The following is a 21,044-nucleotide window of genomic DNA, read 5'->3' as shown; positions in this document are numbered from 1 at the left end:
CCGGCCCATGTCCATCGTGGTGGATCTGAAAGGCCGTTACCTGCTGGGACATTCGGCACACGTGGCCGAACTCGCCGACGCCGCAGCCGAACTCGCGGGCCTGGCCGCCGCCGATCGGGCGAGCCTGCGCGCCGCCGCCCTGCTGCACGACCTCGGCCGCGTGGCCGTCTCCAGTTCGATCTGGGATCAACCCGGCCCGGTCGACCCCGGCGACTGGGAAAGGATTCGGCCGCACGGGTGGATCCGCTTGTCCCGCGCCATAATTCACCGGCAAGCCGCATCACCGGTCGAGCAGAAGCCGAACCGCCCGCCGGGACCTTCACGGTTCCGGCGGGCGGTAAGACTTCGCGGTCGGCTAGACCAGCGCGTCGGTGCTCAGGAAGCCCAGCAGGTCGTGGCGGGTGATGACGCCGACCGGCTTGCCGTCCTCGACCACCATCAGGGCGTCGGTGCTCTCGAGCAGCTTGGTCGCGGCCGAGACCAGCTCGCCCGCGCCGATCAGCGGGAAGGCCGGGCTCATGTGCATGGAGACCGGGTCGGTCAGCTTTGCGCGGCCCTCGAACACGGCCGAGAGCAGATCGCGCTCGGTGACCGAGCCGGCGACCTCGCCCGCCATCACCGGCGGCTCCGCGCCGACGACGGGCATCTGCGAGACGCCGTACTCGCGCAGGATCTCGATGGCGTCGCGCAGGGTCTCCTGCGGGTGGGTGTGCACCAGGTCCGGCAGCTCGCCGGACTTGCCGCGCAGCACGTCGCCCACGTGCACCTCGCTGGCGGTGCCGTCCAGGCGCGAGCGCAGGAAGCCGTAGGAGCTCATCCACTGGTCGTTGAAGATCTTCGACAGGTAGCCGCGGCCGCCGTCCGGCAGCAGCACGACCACCACGGCGTCCGGATCGCGCTCGGCGACCTTGAGCGCCGCGACCACGGCCATACCGCAGGAGCCGCCGACCAGCAGGCCCTCCTCGCGGGCCAGGCGGCGGGTCATCTCGAAGGAGTCGGCGTCGGAGACGGCGATGATCTCGTCCGGGATGGCCGGGTCGTAGGCGGTCGGCCAGAAGTCCTCACCGACACCCTCGACCAGGTACGGGCGGCCGGTGCCGCCGGAGTAGACCGAGCCCTCCGGGTCCGCGCCGACGATCTTGACCTTGCCGCCGGAGATCTCCTTGAGGTACCGGCCGGTGCCGGTGATGGTGCCGCCGGTGCCGACGCCCGCCACGAAGTGGGTGATCTTGCCCTCGGTGTCGCGCCAGATCTCGGGACCGGTGGTCTCGTAGTGCGACTCCGGGCCGCCCGGGTTGGAGTACTGGTCCGGCTTCCAGGCGCCCGGGATCTCCCGGACCAGGCGGTCGGAGACGTTGTAGTAGCTGTCCGGGTCCTCCGGCGCGACCGCGGTCGGGCAGACCACGACCTCGGCGCCGTAGGCGCGCAGCACGTTGCGCTTGTCCTCGCTGACCTTGTCCGGGCAGACGAACACGGTCTTGTAGCCGCGCTGCTGCGCGACCAGGGCCAGGCCCACACCGGTATTGCCGGAGGTCGGTTCGACGATCGTGCCGCCGGGCTTCAGCAGCCCGGCCTTCTCGGCGGCGTCGATCATCTTGACGGCGATGCGGTCCTTCGAGCTGCCGCCCGGGTTGAGGTACTCGACCTTCGCCGCCACCAGTCCCGAGTTCGGCCCCACCACGGAGTTCAACCGGACGAGCGGGGTGTTTCCGATCAGATCGACGACATGGTTAGCGATGCGCATACCCATCATCGTTGCAGAAAGGAGATGCGGGCCTTCGCGCACGTCGGCGATATCACGCTTGCCGGAAATTACCATCGCCCCATGAGGATGCCGACGAGCTTGGCCGCCGCCTCCCTGCTGACCGTTCTCGGCAGCACGACCATGATCATCTCCGCCGCTCCCGCCCACGCCGGAACCATCGAGTTTCCGCAGGTCCCGAGCATGTATCACGATGCGATGCTGTGCGGCGGCAATATCCGATCCTGGGCGGACACCAGCCCGCAGTGGCCGGGCCGGGCGATCTTGAACGTGCAGGCGCTGCCGGTCGCCGGGTTCGATCCGGGCGAGTTCTCCTTCTCTCCGATGTGTGAGACCACCGCCACCGTCGCCTGGCGCAACATGAACACCGGCGCCGCCGGCGAATATCGAGTTCCCGTCCTCGCCGGCTTCTACGGCAGCGAGCACTACGCGTTGTTCCAGGACACCGGGCCCGGCCACATCGTCGTCACCGTCTACACCGACATGGCGAACATCCCGTCCCACAGCGCTTTCGACGTGCCCGCCTGACCGAGTGAGCGATATCCCACAGACCAGTGGATGGGATACGGGCATACCGGATGTAGGACGCTCAACACACCCGTCGTAAATTCGAAGAGGATCACCCCAGCAAAAAAGGAGTCCTCATGGCTGAGGCCGTCATCGTTTCGTACGCCCGCTCGCCGATCGGCCGCGCCGGCAAGGGTTCTCTGGTGAGCATGCGACCGGACGATCTGGCCGCGCAGATGGTGCAGGCCGCCCTGGACAAGGTGCCGGGCCTGGACGTCAACGATGTGAACGACCTGCTGCTGGGCTGCGGCCAGCCCGCCGGTTACGCCGGTTTCAACATCGCGCGCTCGGTCGCCGTGCAGCTCGGCTACGACACCCTGCCGGGCGTCACCGTCAACCGCTACTGCTCCTCCTCGCTGATGACCACCCGCATGGCGTTCCACGCCATCAAGGCGGGCGAGGGCGACGTGTTCATCTCGGCCGGTGTCGAGACCGTCTCCAACTTCCCGAAGGGCACCGCGGACGGCTGGCCGGACAGCCACAACCCGCGCTTCGCCGACGCCGAGGCCCGCACCCAGGCGACCAAGGCCTCCAACGCCACCTGGACCGACCCGCGCGCCGAGGGCCTGCTCCCGGACGTCTACATCGCCATGGGTGAGACCGCCGAGAACGTCGCCACCTTCACCGGCATCTCCCGCGAGGACCAGGACCACTGGGGCGTGCGTTCGCAGAACCGCGCCGAGGAGGCCATCAAGGCCGGTTTCTTCGAGCGTGAGATCACCCCGGTGACCCTGCCCGACGGCACCGTCGTCACCACCGACGACGGCCCGCGCGCCGGCACCTCCTACGAGAAGATCTCGCAGCTGAAGCCGGTCTTCCGCGAGAACGGCACCATCACCGCCGGTAACGCCTGCCCGCTGAACGACGGTGCGGCGGCGCTGGTCGTCATGTCCGACGCCAAGGCCAAGGCCCTCGGCCTGACCCCGCTGGCCCGCGTCGTGGCCACCGGCGTCTCCGGCCTGTCCCCCGAGGTCATGGGCCTGGGCCCGATCGAGGCCGTGCGCAACACCCTGAAGAACGCGAACATGACCATCAACGACCTCGACCTGTACGAGATCAACGAGGCCTTCGCCGTTCAGGTCCTGGGTTCGGCTCGCGAGCTGAACATGGACGAGGACAAGCTGAACGTGTCCGGTGGCGCCATCGCCCTCGGCCACCCGTTCGGTATGACCGGCGCCCGCATCACCGCGACCCTCATCAACAACCTGCAGACCCACGACAAGCAGTTCGGTCTGGAGACCATGTGTGTCGGTGGCGGCCAGGGTATGGCGATGATCATCGAGCGCCTGAGCTGATCACTCGGCACTGACGCGGGCCGCTCGACCTCACGGTCGGGCGGCCCGTTTCGTTTTCCCGGGCCGGGACCGGCGGCATTACCCGGCAGGTAATCGACTTCGTTCCGCGTAGGCGGAAACATCAAGGGCAACACAGCAATCCGATCGAGGAGCTCGAAATGCCCGGTTACGCCATCGCCAATCTGTGGGACGTGGACCTCAACGCCGAGATCGTGGAATACCTGGAGCGCATCGACTCCACGCTGGAAGCGTTCGGCGGCAGGTTCATCGTCCACGGCGGCACCCAGCGGGTCATCGAGGGCCCGGCCGACGCGATCGCCATCGTCATCGAATTCCCCGACCACCAGGCCGTTCTCGACTGGTACGAGTCGGACGCCTATCAGGCGATCCTGCCGCTGCGCGTGCGGAACTGCTCCAGCATCGCGATCCTCGCCGACCACTGCGGCGCGGATCACGTCGCCACCGACGTGCTGAAGGAGGTGGTGACCAACGAGTGAAGCTGTTCTCGGGCTTGGCTACACAGCAGTGGGCGGGCACCGGATTCCCGATGCCCGCCCACTCGCGTATTCAGCTGTCCGTCAGCCCTTCCGGACTAGCGGTCCTGGAAGTAGCTGAGCAGGCGCAGGATCTCGAGGTACAGCCAGACCAGGGTGACGGTCAGGCCGAACGCCACGCCCCAGGCCGCCTTCTCCGGAGCCTGGGCCCGGATGAGCTGGTCGGCGGCGTCGAAGTCCAGCAGGAAGCTGAAGGCCGCGACACCGATGACCACGAGGCTGAAGACGATGGCCAGCGGGCCGCCGTCACGCAGGCCGAAGCCGCCCGAGGTGAAGAAGCCGGCGACCAGATTGCCGAGCATGAGCACCAGGATGCCGATCATGGCGCCGACGATCATGCGAGTGAAGCGCGGGGTGACCCGGATCGCGCCGGTCTTGTAGACCACGAGCATGCCGAAGAACACGCCGAAGGTGCCGAGGACCGCCTGTGCGATCAGGCCCGAGCCGCCGACGCCGCCGATCTGCACATTGGTGAACAGGAACGAGAACGAGCCCAGCAGCAGGCCTTCCAGCGCCGCGTAGCCGAGCACCAGCGCCGGGTTGTCCTGCTTGCGGCCGAAGGTCATGATCATGGCGAGCGCGAAGCCGCCGAGACCGCCGGCCAGCAGGAACAGCATGGCGAGGCCGTGGTTGGCCGAGGTGAGCGCGTAGGACAGGATCGCCGTCAGGGTGACCACGCCGAGGGTGATGCCGGTCTTCTGGACGACATCGTCGATGGTCATCGGACGGGTGGTGGGCACGGCCGGCTGGTAGGGCTGCTGGTACCCGCCCGGGTACTGCGGCGGCTGCTGACCGTAGGGGTTGCTGGCGAACTGTCCGGCTCCAGGCGCCGAGCCGAAGCCGGCATAGCCGCCCTGCTGCGGCTGCAAGTTCCGGAAGACCGGGTTGGATGTGGAGCGCATTTCCGTGCGTCCCTTTCTGGAGTCGCGGCTCACGTCGGTCGTGGCCAGTGAAGCTAGTCGTCCAACGCGTGGTGGGGGCCGGGAGTTCCCGAACCCCACCAGATCAGACTAAACGGACTTTACCTCAGCTTTACTGAAGGATCAGTTCAGTTGACCCATCACACGAGTGGCGATCAGCTCCAGGTGGTCCAGATCCGACAGGTCCAGCACCTGCAGGTAGACCCGGCGCGTCCCGGCGATCTCCGCGTAGCGGCCGAGCTTGTCGACCACCTCGTCCGGGCTGCCCGCCAGGCCGTTGGCCCGCAGCTCGTCCACCTCGCGCCCGATGGCGGCCGCCCGCCGCGCCACCTCGGCGTCACTCGCGCCGACACAGGCGACCAGGGCGTTGGAGAAGGTGATGTCCGCGGAGTCGCGGCCGATGTCCTTGGCCGCCATACGGACCCGATCGAACTGGTCGGCGCTGGCCTCGGCGGACTGGAACGGCACATTGAACTCGGTCGCGTACCGCGCGGCCAGGCGCGGGGTCCGCGTGGCGCCCATGCCGCCGATGATCACCGGGACCCGGTCCTGCGCGGGCTTGGGCAGCGCCGGGGAATCGGTGAGCGTGTAGTGCTCGCCCGCGAAGGAGAAGGTCTCCCCCACCGGCGTCGACCACAGGCCGGTGACGATGGCCAGCTGCTCCTCGAAGCGCGGGAACTTCGCGGCCGGGAACGGGATGCCGTAAGCGGCGTGTTCGGCCTCGAACCAGCCCGCGCCGAAACCGAATTCGACGCGGCCGCCGGACATGGCGTCGACCTGGGCCACCTCGATGGCCAGCACGCCCGGGTGCCGGAAGGTCGCCGAGGTGACCAGGGTGCCCAGCCGGATGCGGCTGGTCTCGCGGGCCAGCCCGGCCAGGGTGATCCAGGCGTCGGTGGGGCCGGGCAGGCCGTCCGCGTCGCCCATCTTCAGATAGTGGTCGGAGCGGAAGAAGGCGTCGTAGCCGAGGTCCTCGGCGGCCTTGGCGACCGTGCGCAGGGTGTCGTAGGACGCGCCCTGCTGGGGTTCGGTGAAGATTCGAAGATCGATTCGTCCCATGAACCCTATTGTTCGGCGTCGCGCAGACCACACACCGACCGGGTCACGGTGAATTTGCGATTGCGGCCCATCACATCGGTTCTGCCGACCATGCGCTCCATGACGCTGCGGTAGTTCAGGTGTGTGTTGTAGACGGTCCAGAGTTCGCCGCCGGGGCGCAGGACGCGGCCGGTCTGCTGGAACATCTTGATGGCCGAACCGGTGTGCACGGCCGCGCCGATGTGGAAGGGCGGATTGCACAGCACCAGGTCGGCGCTGTTGTCCGGGACGCTGGACATGGCGTCATCGCGCAGCACGGTGACCCGGTCGGCGACATCGTTGGCGGCGACGGTGGCGCGGGTGGAGGCGATGGCAGCGGCGGACTGGTCGGTCGCCGTAACCCGAATGCCGGGGCGGGCCTTGGCCAGGGCGACCGCGAGAATGCCGGTGCCGCAACCCAGATCGATGGCATCGCGGGCATCGGGCTTCATCCGGCGCAGGTGGTCGAGCAGGAAGCGGGTGCCGATGTCCAGGCGCGGGCCGGAGAAGGCCGCACCGTGCGCGACCACCTCCAGGTCCGGTTCGTCGAGGCGGTTGCGCACCGGAAAACGGGGTTCACCAACGGGTTTGGGATCGGCCGCGAGCAGGATGCGGGACTTCTGACGGCCGCGGCTGGCGCGCACCGAGCCGAAGGATTCGGCCAGCACCTCGTTCATGGCCGGGGTCAGGTACTTGTCGCGGCCGCCGGCGAAGACCTCCACCTCGGGCAGCGCGAAACGCGCGATGGCGTCGGCGGTCTCGGCCAGGCCGGACAGGGCGCGCGGCAGCCGCCACAGCACCACGCGTACATCGGCGAGGAGGTCCGGGCCCAATTCCTCGGTGGAATAGCGATCGGATAGTCCGACAATTCGGGCGTTGTTGGCGAGCGCCAATTCTCCGGTCAGCAAATCCTGATGCACGCGCACGCCGCGTAGGTCGTGCGCGGCGATCGCGCCGAGCGTCAACGCGCCGTAGCCGTCGTCGATCACCGCCACCCGCTGGTCTCCCACGGCGGCCAGCGAATCGGCGGCGACATCCAGCATGAGCCGGTCAGCGGCATCGACCGCGTACAGGTTCACCGCTTCGACATCCGGATACCGCCGCAACCGGCGTAATACGTCCTCGACCTCAACCACACCTACAGTGTGCTAGATCATTGCCGGACTATTCCATTCGGCACCGCCGGTGGCCTTTTCCGAAATGAAATGACCTGTGCGCATTCTCGTTCACGCCGAATGGATTTCCGCCGCGCTCCCGTCGCCCGGGGCATGAACGCGGCCGCCGCGATCATGACCGCCGCCATCAGGGCCACACCGACGAAGACCAGATGCACCGCGGGCGCGAGATCGGCCGCGGCCGGATGGTCGGCGTTGCCCAGGCGCGCGTTGACGACCGCGCCGAACACGGCCACCCCGACGGCGCTGCCCAGCGAGCGGGCGAACATATTGGTGGCGGTCACCACGCCGCGCTCGGACCATTCGCTCTGCGACTGCGCCGCGATCAGGGTCGGGGTGGCGACCAGGCCCATGCCCATCCCGACGATGAAGCAGCCGATGGCCACCTGCGCCAGGCTCGAGCCGGTGCCCACCAGCAGCAGTGATGCCGCGCCGGCGCTGGCGAGGACGGTGCCGATCATGGCGGTCGATCGGAAACCTATGCGCAGGTACACCTTCCCGGCCTGGGACGCCGCCAACGGCCAGCCGAGCGTGAGCGCGCCCACGGTGAGTCCGGCGATCATCGCGCCGCTGCCCAGCACGCCCTGGGCGAAGGTCGGCACATACGAGGTGAGCCCCAGCAGGATCGCGCCGACCAGCAGCGAGACCAGGCTGCTGGCCACCACCACGCGGCGGGTGAAGATCCACAGCGGCAGAATCGGATTCGCGGCCCGCCGCTCCACCAACGCGAACGCCACCAGCGTCGCCGCGCCGCCGCCGAACAGCGCCAGGCTGGCGGCCGAACCCCAGGCCCAGGCCTGCCCGCCCTCGAGCAGCGCCAGAATCAGCGCGCCCGCGCCGACGGTCAGCAGCCCGGCCCCGAGATAGTCGATCCGATGACTCTGCCGCGGAGCGCTTTCGGTGAACTTGCGCTGGATCATCCAACCGGCCAACGCCGCCAGCGGCAGGTTGACCAGGAAGATCCACCGCCAGCTGACATATTCGGAGAACACCCCGCCCAGCAGTGGACCCACCACCGAGGAGGTCGCCCACACGCTGGCCAGGTACGCCTGCACCTTGGCCCGCTCCTGCACGGTGTAGACGTCACCGGCGATGGTCATCGCGATCGGGCTGACCGCGCCGGCCCCGATGCCCTGCACCGCCCGGAACACGATGAGTCCGAGCATGCTGGTGGCGAGCCCGCACAGCAGCGACCCGAGCGCGAACACCCCGATCCCGAACAACATCACCGGTTTCCGCCCCACCATGTCGGCGAGCTTGCCGTAGATCGGCACGGTCACCGCCTGCGCCAGCAGATAGATACTGAACAGCCAAGGGAACTGCGCGAATCCGCCGAGCTGGTCGGTGATGGTGAGCACCGCGGTCGCGATCACCGTGGAGTCCAGCGCCACCAGCGACGTCGACAACATCAACGCGGCCAGAATCGGCCCACGCTCCGACCGCAATCCGATCGACGACTTCACATCCGTAGCCGTCACCGGCAACCCCTTCTCCACGACCCGACTCACCAACGAGTCGAACGCATCGCCCGGGCCGCTATTCCCGCGGGGTCAGAGCTATTCCCACGGGGTCAGAACAGTCCGAGGCTGCCCGACGACCATCCAGCGCTGCCCGAGCCGAGCTGGCCTGCCAGTCCGCACGGGGAGGTCGCGGGCGGCGTGGCCGGCGTGCTGCCCGCGGGTGCGGATTGGACGTCAACAGCCACCGTCACCTTCTGCCCGGCGTACTCGACAGACAGGACGTGATGTCCGGCCGTCGCCGGGACCCAGTTGATGCTGGCCCATGGCCGCATCTCGCTGTCACCGACGTGCGCCGATTCCACGCCCGTAATGCACTGGCCGTTATCGTAGAAGCTCACCCATTTGTCCGCGTCGCCGTAGTTCAGGCTTGCGGAGACGGTGTATGCGGTTCCGGTGTAATAGGTTTCGGCGCTGGTGATGCGAAACCCCAGGATCTCGGCCGATGCGGTGGGCGCACCCGCCGTGACCACAATCATGGCGGCGGCGAATCCCGCTGTGCCCCAGCCGATTCGGCGGCCTCGATGCGAACTGGGAGAACCCATAGCGGGAACCCTTTCTCTTCGACGACGCTCCGTTCCCACCGCGAATCTTGATCTGAAGTACAGGTGTCTACACGCCCCCGTTTCTGGGGTCTCCAGCCGGTCACCCGCCTCGGCTAGAGCGTGGCCGCGAGGTCTCGGAGGACCGGCAGGCTGACCGAGCCGGCGCCGAGGACCTTGTCGTGGAAGGCCTTGATGTCGAAGGCGGTTCCCAGGCGGTCGGCGACCTGCGCGCGCTGGCGGCGGATCTCGAGCTGGCCGACCTTGTAGGCGACCGCCTGGCCGGGCATGGCGATGTAGCGGTCGATCTCGACGCGGATCTCCTCGACGCCGACCGGGGCGTTGGCGACCATGAAGTCGATGGCCTGCTGGCGGGTCCAGCCCTTGGCGTGCAGGCCGGTGTCCACCACCAGGCGGCAGGAGCGCCAGGAGTCGGCGGCCAGCATGCCGATGCGGGCGAGGTCGTCGGGGTAGAGGCCCATTTCGTCGGCGAGGCGTTCGGTGTAGAGCGCCCAGCCTTCGACGAAGGCGGTGTTGGAGAACGACATTCGCTGGAAGGGCGGGAGGTGGTCGAGCTCGTTGGCGATGGTGAGCTGGAGGTGGTGGCCCGGAATGGCCTCGTGGTAGGCGACGGCCGCGGTCTCGTAGCGGTTGCGGGTGCCGGGCTCGCGCAGGTTGACGTAGTAGGCGCCGGGACGGGAGCCGTCGGCGGCCGGGGGGAAGTAGTAGGCCGCGGGCGCGTCGGCGGCGAGGAAGTCGGGGACGGGCAGGATGTCGCAGGATTGGCGCGGCAGCCGGCCGAACCAGCGGGGCATCTCGGCCTCGGCGGCGGCCAGGCAGGCGCGGGCGTCGGACATGATGTCCGCGGCGTCGGTGTAGCGCAGCGCGGTGTCCTCGCGCAGCCGGGCGAAGATGGCGGTCTGGTCGGTGAGACCGAATTCGCGCCCGCCGATCTCCTCGTATTCGGCCCGCAGTCCGGCCAATTCGTCCAGGCCCAGCTGGTGGATCTCGTCCGCGCCGAGGTCGGGCAGCGTGGTGTGCCGTTGCAGCAGGCGGCGGTAGATGTCCGCGCCGTCGTCGCCGAGCCAGCACAGGCCGGGCCGCTCGTCGGGGCGGGCGACCGGCCGGAGCTCGGTGTCGAGCGCCTCCCGATAGGCGGCGAACGCGGGACGGATGACATCGCGCGCGACCTCGGTCAGCTCGGCGCGCCAAGCGTTTTCACCATCCCAGTCCGCCGGACCCGCGAGGGTGACGAAGGGATCGTCGGCCAGATCGGCGGACAGATACCCGTCGAGCTGATTGATCGACCGCTCGATGGTGATGTGCGCGGGCGTGCGCCCCGCGGCCAGCCCGGCGCGGAACCGCTCCACGGCCTGCTCCATCAGGGTCCCGAACTGCCGATACCGCAGCACCAGATTGCGCGCGTTCTCCGGCGCGGGCGCGTTCACCTGCGGCGCCATGGTCAACATGGACGAATGCACCCCGGTCATCTGATCCGAGGCCATCTCCACCGGCCGCCACTCCAGATACGAGACCGCCGAAGCCAATTCGGTCCGCAGCAGACTCCGCGTGGTGCGGTCCTCCGCACTCAGCCCCGCCGCGTCCAACGCGTCCACCTCGGCGAGCAGCCCCCGCCAGGTGCCGAGCAACCGCTCCTCCGCCCCCGCCGACAGATCCTCGATCCGATCATCGAATCGCCTGTCCCCCAGCAGGGTCGCCTCACTGGGCGCGGACTCCAGCATGGCGTCCCAGTACCGGTCGGCGAGTGCGATGAGCTCCTTGTGCGCGTCCATGCCGACCATCATGCCCGCGCCCGCCCCCGCCGCGGAGTCGCCGCGAAACTTCGCACCCTCAGCGGCGGGGCGGCACCGGGATGCGCATGAGATCCTCGGCCACCACGATCTCGCCGTCGAAATGGGCTCGGGCATCGGCGAGATGCTGGTCGGGGGTTCGGTAGCGCTGGGAGAAATGGGTGAGGACCAGGGTGCGGACGCCGGCGCGGGCGGCGACCTGGGCGGCTTGACCCGCGGTGAGGTGGCCGTATTCGACGGCGAGCTTCTCGTCGGCGTCGACGAAGGTCGCCTCGATGACCAGCATGTCGACGCCTCGAGCCAGCTCGTGGACGCCGTCGCAGAGGCGGGTGTCCATGATGAAGGCGAAGCTCTGGCCCGGGCGCACCTCGCTCACTTCGTCGAGAGTGACCGTGCGCCCGCCGATCTCGACCGCTCCGCACCGCTGCAATTCCCCGACCACCGGCCCCGCCAACCCGAGCTCGCGCAGCCTTTCGGGAATGAAGCGCAGGCTGTCCGGCTCGTCCAGCCGGTACCCGAACGCCTCCACCGAATGCGACAGCGGCGCGGTCCGCAGCGTGAAACCGGCTCCCGGTGTCGGTAGTTCACCGGTCTCGGTGATCGGGTGCGGACGCAGTTCGCCCAGCCGGTCGTGCTCGGCGGAGTCCACCAGCCGCTCGTAGAACACCTTGCCCGAGGCCGGGAAGTAGACGTCCACCGGCTGCAGCGCCCCATCGAGACTGATGCGACCCAGCACGCCGGGCAGGCCGAAGCAGTGGTCTCCATGGAAGTGGGTGACGCAGATGCGGGTGATGCCGCTGGCGGCCACGCCCGCGAAGCTCATCTGCCGCTGGGTGCCCTCCCCCGGGTCGAACAGCAGACCCTCGCGATCCCAGCGCAGCAGGTAGCCGTTGTGGTTGCGCTGTTTCGTCGGTACTTGGCTGGCCGTTCCCAGAATGACCAGTTCGCGCTGTGACACGGCCGCCAGGCTACCGGCCGACCGGCGGATCCTCGCGGCGGCGAGTCCGGCGCGTCCCGGCGGAGATACCAGCAGGGGGTATGACCCGCGTGAGTAGAATGTCCGGGTGGTCGAGCAACGGTCCCCCGGCACCCGGTTCATCCGGGCCTTCGGGCTGCTCGCACTGCTGGCCGGATTGGTGGCCATGCACGCCCTCGTGTTCGGCATGAACCACGACGGCATGAGCCACGATTCCGGTCCCGCCATGAGTGCACCGGCCGCGATGGCCGATTCGCACGACGCGCAGCTGGAAACCGCACCGATCGCGATGTTGACGGCGATGGATCAGTCCATGTCCATGCCGGGCTGCGGCGGTGACTGCGGCAATGGTCACGCCGGTATGCACGGCTGCCTGTTCGTCCTGACGGCCTTGCTGCTCGGCCTCGGGCCGGCACTGCTGGCCTGGGTCGGACCCGGCCGCCGCGACACGCTCGTCTCGACCCCGCGCCATCCGCGCGGATTCCCCGCCCGTCCACCTCCGTGGACGGTTCTCTCCCTGGCCGACCTGGCGATTCTGCGGATCTGATGGGCCCGCCGCGCCGCGTTACCTCGCGCGGACGCGGACTTCGGCATGCCCGGATGCGGATCACTCACCAAACCCCAAGGAGTTCAACCATGTTCAGCACCCGTCTCAAGTTCGCCCTGATCGCCGCCACCGCCGCCACCGCGCTCGTCGCGGCGGGCTGTAGCAGCAATGACAGCGAGGGCTCGAAGGCCACCACCACGACCGCGGCCATGGATCACGGGACCATGCCCGGCATGGATCACGGCAAGACCAGCACCTCGGCGCAGGCGGCCACCCGCAGCGACTTCAACGACGCCGACGTGACCTTCCTGCAGATGATGTACCCGCATCACGCGCAGGCCGTGGAGATGGCGAAGCTGGTGCCGACCCGCTCACAGAATCAGGAGCTGCTCACTCTGGCCAAGGCCGTGGAGGCGGCGCAGACCCCGGAGATGCAGCAGATCACCACGCTGCTGCAGAGTTTCGGCAAGCCCGCCCCGTCCGCCGACATGGGCGGGCACGCGGGCATGGACGGCATGATGACCAAGGATCAGATGGCGAAGCTGGAGAGCCTGTCCGGCCCCGAGTTCGACAGGCTGTGGATGCAGATGATGATCGAGCACCACAAGGGCGCGATCACCATGGCGAACACCGAACTGGCGCAAGGCACCAACGCCGATTCGAAGGCGATGGCGCAGGCCATCGTGAATGCCCAGCAGCAGGAGATCGATCAGATGAACAAGATGCTGACCCAGGGCTAGGTATCGAAACGCGAACGGGTGCGCCGGTTTTCCGGCGCACCCGTCGGGGGGCGTCTCGTGGGCGTTCGGGGCGGAGGACCCGAGCTACGAGAGTTGTTCTGCTAGCTGCCGATGACAGCGTTCATGATGGTGCCGGCGCTGGTGGCGGTCGCGCCGCCGATCATGGCCCCGGCCACCATCTTCGGTGACTCGAGCCCGCCGCCGCTCCACTTCTCCCAGGCGAACCGGCCGCCGCCGTAGGTGATGGCGGTGACGCCGGACAGCATGGTGAACCAGGTGAAGTAGCGGACCAGCTTCATCAGCTTGTCCGCCACCGGCGGCGTCTCCGGGGTGGGGTTGCCGATCTGCGCGACAACCGAGGTGTAAGCGTCATGCACGGCGAGGAGCATGCTCACGATCGGTTCCTCTCGGGATGCTGAAGCGGTGCTGATGGGCGGAACTTGTGGCACAACTCTCACTATTCGAGAGCAATTGAACCGCATTCCGGGAGGTGAATCCGTGACGACACACCACCGGCACCGAACCTGAGCACCCGATCAGCTACCGGTTTTCACATCTCGGCTGTTCAGCAGGGAGTGCCGGCGCCCGTAGGCGAAGTACACGACCATGCCGATCGCCATCCAGATGACGAACCGCAGCCAGGTCTCCACCGACAGGTTGAGCATGAGCCACGCGCAGGCCAGCACCGACAGGATCGGGATGAGCGGCACCAGCGGCACCCGGAATCCGCGCGGCAGGTCGGGGCGGGTGCGGCGCAGTACGACCACGCCGATGGACACCAGCACGAAGGCGAACAGCGTGCCGATGTTGACCATTTCCTCGAGCGTGCCGAAGTCGACGAACCCGGCCAGCACGGCGCAGACCACGCCGACGATGGCGGTGATCCGGACCGGGGTGCCCTTGGAACCGGTGTGGGCGAGCCTGCGCGGCATCAGGCCGTCGCGGGCCATGGCGAACAGCACGCGGGTCTGGCCCAGGAACAGCACCATGACGACGGTGGTGAGACCGGCCAGCGCGCCGATGGAGATGAGGTTCTTGGCCCAGGTGACGCCGTGGATGGCGAAAGCCGTCGCGAGCGTGGCGTCGTTGCCCTGCAGGTCCTTGTAGGACACCATGCCGGTGAGCACCAGCGACACGGCCACGTACAGCACGGTCACGATGGCCAGCGAGCCCAGGATGCCGCGCGGCACATTGCGGGCGGGGTCCTTGGTCTCCTCGGCGGCGGTGGCGACGACGTCGAAGCCGATGAACGCGAAGAATACGATGGAGGCCGCGGCGAGCAGGCCGTACCAGCCGAAGTGGCTGTTGCCGCCGCCGGTGACCAGCTGGAACAGGGTCTGGTGGACCGCGCTCGCGCCGCTGTCGGCATTGGGGACCGATGCGGGGACGAACGGCTTCAGGTTGGAGGCCTTGAAGTAGGTCGCGCCGACCACGACCACCAGGGCGATGACGGCCAGCTTGATGGCGACCGCAACCGCGGACACGCGCGAGGACAGCTTGGTGCCCATGGCCAGCAGCACGCCGAGGATGGCGATGAGCAGCACCGCGCCCCAGTCGAACTTGACCGATCCGATGTGCCAGATGGGCTGGGTGTTCAGGACCGTGCCGAGGTACTGCGACCAGCCCTTGGCCACGACCGAGGTGCCGAGCGCGAATTCCAGGATCAGGTCCCAGCCGATGATCCAGGCGATGAGCTCACCGAAGGTGGCGTAGGAGAAGGTGTACGCGCTGCCCGCGACCGGGACGGTCGAGGCGAACTCGGCGTAGCAGAGGGCGGCCAGGCCGCAGGCCACGGCGGCGAACACGAAGGCCAGCGAGACGGCGGGCCCGGCCATGTTGCCCGCGGTACGCGCGGTGAGGGTGAAGATGCCCGCGCCGACCACGACCGCGACGCCGAAGACCGTGAGGTCCCACGAGGTCAGTTCCTTGCGGAGCTTGGCATCCGGATCGTCGGTGTCGCGGATCGACTGTTCGACCGACTTGGTCCTGAACAATCCGCTTCCGCGCGGGGCCGCGGGACCGGCGGTGTCTCGCGGGGAGTCCGATAGCGCCACTGTCTCTCCTAAATCTGGCTTCTCGGCAACAAAGTAGTTCTCGCCGATCGGTCACCGGCAGGCTCCCGACCGGTGTGCCGTCGCTGGTGGCCGGAGTTGTCGGCATCACACGAAACCGTAGCATCGGCTGGTACGTACCAGTTCAGCAACTGGCTGGACAACGACAAGATCCCTGCGTGCCGTCACCGCGCCACGCCGGGGACCGTCAGGTCGGATTACTGTTTCGGTATGGGTGTCGGGGGCCAGACCACGGGCGGTGATCCCGAAGCGCTGGACCGGGTGCTGGCCGGCGCCCGGGGAGTCCGGGTCCGCGAGATGCCGGGCGACGCGCCGACCCTGATCGAGGAGCGCGACCCGGTTGCCGTGCGAGCGCTGCGGGAGGCGCTGCGCGTCTCCGATCTGCCCGGCTTCGTGTGCATGTGCTGGGGCGATGTGGTCCTCGACTTCTTCGACGCCGGCGAACGCTCCCTCACCTCCGTGACCCTGCATCACGGCTACTCGATCCGCTGGCCCGGCTGGCCGCAGGACGCGCGGCTCGCGGACGGGATGCGCTCACTGGAATGGCTGGCGGTGCGCGGCGTCCCGGTGCCGCTGCAGGAGTTCCGCGCGGCCGAGCGGCGCCAGGCCGAGAGCGACCGCATCGCATACCGCTGGGTGGCCGAGATTCCCGATCCGCTCATCCCCTTCGCCGGACTCTTCCTGGATACGTCCACCACCGGCGGCGGTCTGACCGGGCCCCAGGTGGAGGAGGCCCGCGCCCTGCTCCTCATGGCGTACCCGGATCCCGTCGATCGAATCCTGCGACTGTGCGCCTGGTTCGCCGGAGGCACCGGGAGGTACTCGGGATACCCTGCGCACGAACGCATTCCGGCGCAGTTCCTGCTGCTGGAGGACCGCGCCGATTTCGCGCGGGCGGTGGAGCTGGCCGACGAACACGCCACCACGGGCGCGGTCCGCTACCTGCTCAGCTGGGATACCCGGAAGTGCTTGGCCCACCTGCTGTCCGCGCTCTCCCCGGGCGGCTGCCGCAAAATTCTGGCGCACGCCCGGGACGCGGAAGCCCGCCGCTGGCTACAACGCCGCATCGCGGGATTGCAGTAGATCAGCCGACCGGGGCCGGGCGCAGCAGCTGCTCACCGCAGAAGCGCCGGACCACTTCCTCATCGCTGAATTCGGACTCGGGAACGCCCTTTTCGTTGTCGACGCGGCAGGTGCTGTGACCGTCCTTGTCGTAGGTCCGGATGATCTCGGCGACGAACACCAGCGTCGATCCGACGAACTTCTGGAATTCGATGTACTTGTCCGCGGGACCGCTCTTGGCCTCCCCCGCGATGTAGCCGCTCGCCGTGCGAGCGACCCCGATACCGAAAAGGCGTCCGGCCTCCACGAATTCGAGCTTGTCGGCCTTGGGCCGGAAGATGACGTAGTTCGAGTTCCCCACGATCGCGGTGGAGATGGGCACGATCAGCTCGTCGCGGCCGTCGACGTCCAGGTCGGCCAGATAGGGCTCGGAGGGCACCTCGGTGTCCTGGACGTACAGGGTCTGGAGGGACTTTCCGTTGCTCCCCGTGACTTCGATGTTCGTCCGAGCGCCGCTGCCGGCACTCGCCTTGTGCCGCACGATGAACGAGAGCCCCGCCCTGTCGTGAGAGGTCAATCGGCACTCCGGCAGCACATCGTGTGCGCCCGCGCCCGCGCCGTGGATATCACCGCACATCGGCAGGGCTGCCGTGTCCACCGTCGTGGTCGGAGCCGGTTCGGTGGTCGTCTTCGCCGCGACCGGCGTCGAAGTCGACGCCGGAGCCTGCGGATCCGCGGTGGTGTCGCCGGACCCGCAGGCGGTGAGCAGCATGCATATCGTGATGGCCGACATCGGCCAGAGCCTCCCCATGCCGTGGAGATTAGCCTGGATTCCATGGTCGAGTTTCCCGAGAGCAACGTGGGTCCGAAGTTCAAGGGCAAGCGGGTCGGGTACTTCCGTGAGACGGCGGGGTATCGGCGGTACGCGCAGGCGTACCAGGACGGGTTCGAGCAGTTGCCGCCGGCGCGCGAGACGGTCGACGTGCCGACGAGTTTCGGCGTCGTGCGGGCCTATCGGTTCGGCGACGGGGACGCGACGCCGCTGGTGCTGTTGCCGGGACGGCAGGCCGCGACCCCGCTGTGGGCGGCGAATCTGCCCGGGTTGATGGCGGTGCGTCCGGTGATCACGCTGGATCTGCTGGGTGAGCCGGGATTGAGCGTGCAGTCCAAGCAGTTGACCGATGACGCGGATCAGGCGACCTGGCTCTCGGAAGCGCTGGCCGCGTTGGAGTCTCGTCCCGTGCACGTGCTGGGGGTGTCGATCGGCGGCTGGTCGGCGGTGAATCTGGCGGTGCGCCACCCGGAGCGGGTCGCGTCGCTGATCACCCTGGACGCGCCGTTCGTGTTCGGCGCGATGACTTGGAAGATGATCGTCATCTCGCTGGGCTCGGTGCTGCCCGGCATGCCGGAGAAGTGGCGCAATGCGTTGCTGAGCTGGATCTCGGGTGGTGTGCCGGCGCCGCAGGACATGCCGGAGGGGCGGTTGATCGCGTCGGGCATGAAGGACTTCGCCGCGTACTTGCCGATGACGAATCGGATTTCCCGGGAGCAGCTTTCGGCGCTCGCGCAGCCGTATCTGGGCATCTTCGCGGGCCGCAGCATCGTGCACAATTCCCGCAAGCTGGCGGACCGGGCGCGAAAGCTGGTGCCCGGCGGGCAGTTCGAGGTGTGGCCGGACGCATCGCACGCCATCAATGGCGAGTACCCCGACGAGATCGCGGCGCGGGTCGCGAAGTTCCTCGGCGAGATCGAGCCCGCCGAGGACTGATTTCGTCGTCTACGGCACCAGGACGGCGCGACCCCGGATGTGCCCGGCGTCCAGGCGGCGCAGGGCGTCGGGGCCGTCGTTGAGGTCGAAGCGCTCGACCTCCATGTGGATCTTGCCCGCCTGCGCGAGGGCCACGCAGGCGTGCAGGTCGCCGCGGGTGCCGCCGAGCGACTTGCGCACGGTCGCGCCCCAGGGCCAGCCCGGACCGCCCGCGGGTCCGGCGGTGATCTCCGGTGCGCCGCCGCCGATTCCGACCATGCGATAGGCGCCGTTGGGCGCGACGGTCTCGCAGGCCAGCTTGGCCGTGGCGTCGACGCCGACGAAGTCGAACACGGCGTCCGCGCCGCGACCGTCGGTGAGGTCGAGGATCTGCTTGGCGGTGTCGTCGCCGGAGAGGAAGCCGATGTCGGCGCCGCAGTCGCGGGCCAGGTCCAGCTTCTCCTGGGCCTGGTCGACCGCGATCACCCGGACGCCCGAGATGGCCTGCAGGATCTGCACGCCCACGTGTCCGAGTCCGCCGATGCCGATGGCGACGACGGTGCCGCCGGGCCGCAGGGCGTCCCGGGCGCCGCGAATCGCGTGGTACGCGGTGAGGGCGGCGTCGGCGACGGGGGCGGCCTGCACGAAGTCGAGGTCGCCGATGGGCACGAAGGCGCTGGCCGGGATCCGCATGTATTCGGCCATGCCGCCGTCGAGGACGAGGCCGGGGGTGGGCGGCATGGCGACGCGGCCGGCGGCGAGGCAGACGTTCTCGTTGCCACTCACGCATTCCCGGCAGACGCCGCAGGTCCAGAACAGGTAGACCAGGCCGCGTTCGCCGATCTCGCGGCCGTTGACGTCGGAGCCGATGGCCTCGATGGTGCCCGCGACCTCGTGGCCGAGGGTGAGCGGGTCCTCGCGCAGCTGGATAGGGAAGTTGACCAGCGTCAGGTCCGAATGGCACACGCCCGCCGCGCCGACCTTGATCAGCAGGTCGGTGGGTCCGATGTCCGGTACCGGGATGTCGTTGATCTGCACCTTTTCCGGGCCGGTCCACTGGAGTGCGCGCATCGTGTTTCCTTGCCTAGACGTTGTGACCTGGCGCACACGGTAACATTCGCTTTACACTGCGTCTAGCGAATGACGGAATGTCTACCGATATTCGCCAAACCCTTCCCGACCCGAAAGACACGTGTCTAGGCTGCCGTCCCATGAACTCACCGCGGATCGCCATCGTGGGCGCCGGAATCTCCGGCATCTGCATGGCCGTGGCCCTGCAACGCGCCGGATTCCCCGAATTCACCATCTTCGAGAAGGCCCACGACTACGGCGGGACCTGGCGCGACAACAGTTATCCGGGCCTGGTGTGCGATGTGCCGTCGCGGTACTACCAATTCCGATTCGCTATGAATCCCGAATGGACGCAGCTGTACTCGGCCGGACCGGAGATCAAGGATTACCTGGTCGGGGTGGCGCGCGAACACGGCCTTCACCGCAACACCCGCTTCGGCGCCGAGGTCACCGGCGCGGTGTTCGACGACGACGGCTGGCAGGTCACCACCGGTGACGGCGTCACGGAACGCTTCGACTTCGTGCTGTGCGCGACGGGTTTCCTGCATCACCCGACCCGGCCCGACATCCCCGGGCTGGACGACTTCGACGGCCCGGTCATGCATTCGTCGCGTTGGCGGCACGAGGTCGAGCCGCGCGGCAAGCGGGTGGGCGTCATCGGGACCGGGTCCACCGGTACCCAGCTGGTGGGCGCGCTGGCGGGGGTGGCCTCGGAAGTCGTCCTGTTCCAGCGCACGCCGCAGTGGATCCTGCCGACCGTGAACCGCCAGTACACCGCGGTGTCCAAGCGGCTGTACAAGCTGGCGCCCACCCTGAGCCTGGTCCCCTATTGGTTCAATCGCGCGGCGTTCGCGGTGTTCTCGCAGGGCCTGGTGCATCCCGGGCGGGTGCGCACACTGATCCAGTGGGTGGTGGAACGCCATCTGCGCTCGGTCGAGGATCCCGAACTGCGCCGCAAGCTGACCCCCGACTACCAGGCCATGTGCAAGCGGCTGGTGGTGTCCGACCGCTTCTACAAGGCGGTCCAGCGACCCGATGTCACGCTGGTGACCGAGCACATCGACAGCGTCGAGGCGCGCGGTGCGGTCACCGCGGACGGCCACCTGCACGAGCTCGACATCCTGGTGCTGGCAACGGGATTCGACTCGCACGCGTTCATGCGCCCGATGGCGATCACCGGGGCCCACGGCCGCACCCTGGACCAGGCGTGGGCGGACGGCCCGCGCGCCTTCGAGGGCGTCATGATGCCGGACTTCCCCAACCTGTTCATGCTGGTGGGCCCGCACAGCCCCTTCGCCAACCACCCGCTGACCGCGGTCGCCGAGGCGCAGTCCGCGCGCATCGTGGGCTGGCTGCGACGCTGGCGCGCAGGCGAATTCACGACCATCGAGCCGACCCACGCCGCCACCGACCGCTACAACGCGCGCATGCGCGCCGCCGCCCCCAGTACGGTGTGGACCACCGGCTGCACCAGCTGGTACCTGGGCAAGGACGGGCTGCCCGAGCTGTGGCCGTGGACGCCGGGCCGTTACGAGAAGCTGATCCGCGGCACGCCCGATCCGGTGGATTACCATCTGAAGCACGGTGTTCCGAGCGGGAAGTGATGATC

Annotated in this window: 20 protein-coding genes and 1 pseudogene; 9 read left to right on the top strand and 12 right to left on the bottom strand. The window is 68.4% G+C overall.

The genetic code is table 11. The features are described from left to right. Positions 1-7: 7 nt before the first annotated feature. A pseudogene (locus ACFV4K_RS12840) lies at positions 8-163 on the top strand (HDIG domain-containing metalloprotein); the annotation flags it as partial. A gap of 192 nt (positions 164-355) precedes the next feature. On the opposite strand, the gene ACFV4K_RS12835 reads toward ACFV4K_RS12840, so the two are convergent. Beyond that, a complete protein-coding gene (locus ACFV4K_RS12835) occupies positions 356-1,744 on the bottom strand; it encodes a cystathionine beta-synthase (RefSeq protein ID WP_379274504.1) in 1,389 nt (462 codons plus the stop codon). 81 nt (positions 1,745-1,825) lie between these two features. Between ACFV4K_RS12835 and ACFV4K_RS12830 the strand changes: the two genes are divergently transcribed. From ACFV4K_RS12830 to ACFV4K_RS12820, 3 genes are all read left to right on the top strand, one after another. Continuing rightward, a complete protein-coding gene (locus tag ACFV4K_RS12830; RefSeq protein WP_379274516.1) occupies positions 1,826-2,290 on the top strand; it encodes a hypothetical protein in 465 nt (154 codons plus the stop codon). A 116-nt stretch (positions 2,291-2,406) separates the two neighbouring features. Beyond that, positions 2,407-3,624: an acetyl-CoA C-acetyltransferase gene (locus tag ACFV4K_RS12825; RefSeq protein WP_379274503.1), complete on the top strand. Its 1,218-nt coding sequence runs from the start codon at positions 2,407-2,409 to the stop codon at positions 3,622-3,624. Between the two features lie 158 nt (positions 3,625-3,782). Beyond that, the gene (locus tag ACFV4K_RS12820) at positions 3,783-4,121 is read left to right on the top strand and encodes a DUF1330 domain-containing protein (RefSeq protein ID WP_379274502.1); all 339 of its coding nucleotides are present in this window, start codon (positions 3,783-3,785) and stop codon (positions 4,119-4,121) included. Between the two features lie 95 nt (positions 4,122-4,216). Here ACFV4K_RS12820 and ACFV4K_RS12815 read toward each other — a convergent pair whose 3' ends face one another. From ACFV4K_RS12815 to ACFV4K_RS12785, 7 genes are all read right to left on the bottom strand, one after another. After that, positions 4,217-5,080, bottom strand: coding sequence for a Bax inhibitor-1/YccA family protein (locus tag ACFV4K_RS12815; protein WP_379274500.1), 864 nt, complete (start codon positions 5,078-5,080; stop codon positions 4,217-4,219). 141 nt (positions 5,081-5,221) lie between these two features. Further along, a complete protein-coding gene (locus tag ACFV4K_RS12810) occupies positions 5,222-6,157 on the bottom strand; it encodes an LLM class F420-dependent oxidoreductase (RefSeq protein ID WP_379274498.1) in 936 nt (311 codons plus the stop codon). Between the two features lie 5 nt (positions 6,158-6,162). Next, complete coding sequence (locus ACFV4K_RS12805; RefSeq protein WP_379274497.1) at positions 6,163-7,311, bottom strand: class I SAM-dependent methyltransferase; 1,149 nt, start codon at positions 7,309-7,311, stop codon at positions 6,163-6,165. Positions 7,312-7,328: 17 nt separating this feature from the next. Continuing rightward, positions 7,329-8,828 carry an MDR family MFS transporter gene (locus tag ACFV4K_RS12800; RefSeq protein ID WP_379274496.1) on the bottom strand — a complete coding sequence of 500 codons (1,500 nt, stop codon included), beginning with the start codon at positions 8,826-8,828 and terminating at the stop codon, positions 7,329-7,331. A 92-nt stretch (positions 8,829-8,920) separates the two neighbouring features. Continuing rightward, a complete protein-coding gene (locus ACFV4K_RS12795; RefSeq protein WP_379274495.1) occupies positions 8,921-9,346 on the bottom strand; it encodes a hypothetical protein in 426 nt (141 codons plus the stop codon). Between the two features lie 179 nt (positions 9,347-9,525). Continuing rightward, positions 9,526-11,202, bottom strand: a complete 1,677-nt coding sequence (locus tag ACFV4K_RS12790) for a DUF885 domain-containing protein (RefSeq protein ID WP_379274494.1) — start codon at positions 11,200-11,202, stop codon at positions 9,526-9,528. Between the two features lie 58 nt (positions 11,203-11,260). Then, positions 11,261-12,178, bottom strand: a complete 918-nt coding sequence (locus tag ACFV4K_RS12785) for a ribonuclease Z (protein ID WP_379274492.1) — start codon at positions 12,176-12,178, stop codon at positions 11,261-11,263. 106 nt (positions 12,179-12,284) lie between these two features. On the opposite strand from ACFV4K_RS12785, the gene ACFV4K_RS12780 reads away from it, so the two are divergent. After that, positions 12,285-12,743, top strand: a complete 459-nt coding sequence (locus ACFV4K_RS12780; protein WP_379274490.1) for a DUF6153 family protein — start codon at positions 12,285-12,287, stop codon at positions 12,741-12,743. Between the two features lie 89 nt (positions 12,744-12,832). Beyond that, positions 12,833-13,483 carry a DUF305 domain-containing protein gene (locus tag ACFV4K_RS12775; RefSeq protein WP_379274488.1) on the top strand — a complete coding sequence of 217 codons (651 nt, stop codon included), beginning with the start codon at positions 12,833-12,835 and terminating at the stop codon, positions 13,481-13,483. A gap of 101 nt (positions 13,484-13,584) precedes the next feature. Here ACFV4K_RS12775 and ACFV4K_RS12770 read toward each other — a convergent pair whose 3' ends face one another. Next, positions 13,585-13,872, bottom strand: a complete 288-nt coding sequence (locus ACFV4K_RS12770) for a hypothetical protein (protein WP_357092367.1) — start codon at positions 13,870-13,872, stop codon at positions 13,585-13,587. Between the two features lie 147 nt (positions 13,873-14,019). Then, positions 14,020-15,477 carry an amino acid permease gene (locus tag ACFV4K_RS12765; protein WP_379274487.1) on the bottom strand — a complete coding sequence of 486 codons (1,458 nt, stop codon included), beginning with the start codon at positions 15,475-15,477 and terminating at the stop codon, positions 14,020-14,022. A gap of 288 nt (positions 15,478-15,765) precedes the next feature. Between ACFV4K_RS12765 and ACFV4K_RS12760 the strand changes: the two genes are divergently transcribed. After that, positions 15,766-16,638 (top strand): hypothetical protein, encoded by an 873-nt coding sequence (locus ACFV4K_RS12760; protein ID WP_379274485.1) that lies wholly within the window; start codon positions 15,766-15,768, stop codon positions 16,636-16,638. 1 nt (position 16,639) lies between these two features. On the opposite strand, the gene ACFV4K_RS12755 is transcribed toward ACFV4K_RS12760, so the two are convergent. Next, entirely contained in the window at positions 16,640-17,428 is a 789-nt protein-coding gene (locus ACFV4K_RS12755; protein ID WP_379274483.1) for a hypothetical protein, read from the bottom strand. A 24-nt stretch (positions 17,429-17,452) separates the two neighbouring features. Here ACFV4K_RS12755 and ACFV4K_RS12750 point away from each other — a divergent pair, with 24 nt between their 5' ends. After that, entirely contained in the window at positions 17,453-18,385 is a 933-nt protein-coding gene (locus ACFV4K_RS12750; RefSeq protein ID WP_379274481.1) for an alpha/beta fold hydrolase, read from the top strand. A gap of 9 nt (positions 18,386-18,394) precedes the next feature. Here the strand turns inward: ACFV4K_RS12750 and ACFV4K_RS12745 are convergent, their stop codons facing one another. Then, positions 18,395-19,435, bottom strand: coding sequence for an NAD(P)-dependent alcohol dehydrogenase (locus ACFV4K_RS12745; protein WP_379274480.1), 1,041 nt, complete (start codon positions 19,433-19,435; stop codon positions 18,395-18,397). 140 nt (positions 19,436-19,575) lie between these two features. On the opposite strand from ACFV4K_RS12745, the gene ACFV4K_RS12740 reads away from it, so the two are divergent. Next, positions 19,576-21,039, top strand: a complete 1,464-nt coding sequence (locus tag ACFV4K_RS12740) for a flavin-containing monooxygenase (RefSeq protein WP_379274478.1) — start codon at positions 19,576-19,578, stop codon at positions 21,037-21,039. The last annotated feature ends 5 nt before the right edge of the window (positions 21,040-21,044 follow it).

This window comes from Nocardia sp. NPDC059764, assembly GCF_042732555.1.
In the GTDB taxonomy this organism is placed as follows: domain Bacteria; phylum Actinomycetota; class Actinomycetes; order Mycobacteriales; family Mycobacteriaceae; genus Nocardia.
This window is presented reverse-complemented; position numbering and strand designations above follow the sequence as displayed.

Coding starts and splice junctions, on each gene's coding strand:
- ACFV4K_RS12835 (WP_379274504.1), bottom strand. CDS start 1,744: ATGCGCATCGCTAACCATGTCGTCGATCTGATCGGAAACACCCCGCTC.
- ACFV4K_RS12830 (WP_379274516.1), top strand. CDS start 1,826: ATGAGGATGCCGACGAGCTTGGCCGCCGCCTCCCTGCTGACCGTTCTC.
- ACFV4K_RS12825 (WP_379274503.1), top strand. CDS start 2,407: ATGGCTGAGGCCGTCATCGTTTCGTACGCCCGCTCGCCGATCGGCCGC.
- ACFV4K_RS12820 (WP_379274502.1), top strand. CDS start 3,783: ATGCCCGGTTACGCCATCGCCAATCTGTGGGACGTGGACCTCAACGCC.
- ACFV4K_RS12815 (WP_379274500.1), bottom strand. CDS start 5,080: ATGCGCTCCACATCCAACCCGGTCTTCCGGAACTTGCAGCCGCAGCAG.
- ACFV4K_RS12810 (WP_379274498.1), bottom strand. CDS start 6,157: ATGGGACGAATCGATCTTCGAATCTTCACCGAACCCCAGCAGGGCGCG.
- ACFV4K_RS12795 (WP_379274495.1), bottom strand. CDS start 9,346: ATGATTGTGGTCACGGCGGGTGCGCCCACCGCATCGGCCGAGATCCTG.
- ACFV4K_RS12790 (WP_379274494.1), bottom strand. CDS start 11,202: ATGGACGCGCACAAGGAGCTCATCGCACTCGCCGACCGGTACTGGGAC.
- ACFV4K_RS12775 (WP_379274488.1), top strand. CDS start 12,833: ATGTTCAGCACCCGTCTCAAGTTCGCCCTGATCGCCGCCACCGCCGCC.
- ACFV4K_RS12770 (WP_357092367.1), bottom strand. CDS start 13,872: ATGCTCCTCGCCGTGCATGACGCTTACACCTCGGTTGTCGCGCAGATC.
- ACFV4K_RS12760 (WP_379274485.1), top strand. CDS start 15,766: ATGGGTGTCGGGGGCCAGACCACGGGCGGTGATCCCGAAGCGCTGGAC.
- ACFV4K_RS12755 (WP_379274483.1), bottom strand. CDS start 17,428: ATGGGGAGGCTCTGGCCGATGTCGGCCATCACGATATGCATGCTGCTC.
- ACFV4K_RS12750 (WP_379274481.1), top strand. CDS start 17,453: ATGGTCGAGTTTCCCGAGAGCAACGTGGGTCCGAAGTTCAAGGGCAAG.
- ACFV4K_RS12745 (WP_379274480.1), bottom strand. CDS start 19,435: ATGCGCGCACTCCAGTGGACCGGCCCGGAAAAGGTGCAGATCAACGAC.
- ACFV4K_RS12740 (WP_379274478.1), top strand. CDS start 19,576: ATGAACTCACCGCGGATCGCCATCGTGGGCGCCGGAATCTCCGGCATC.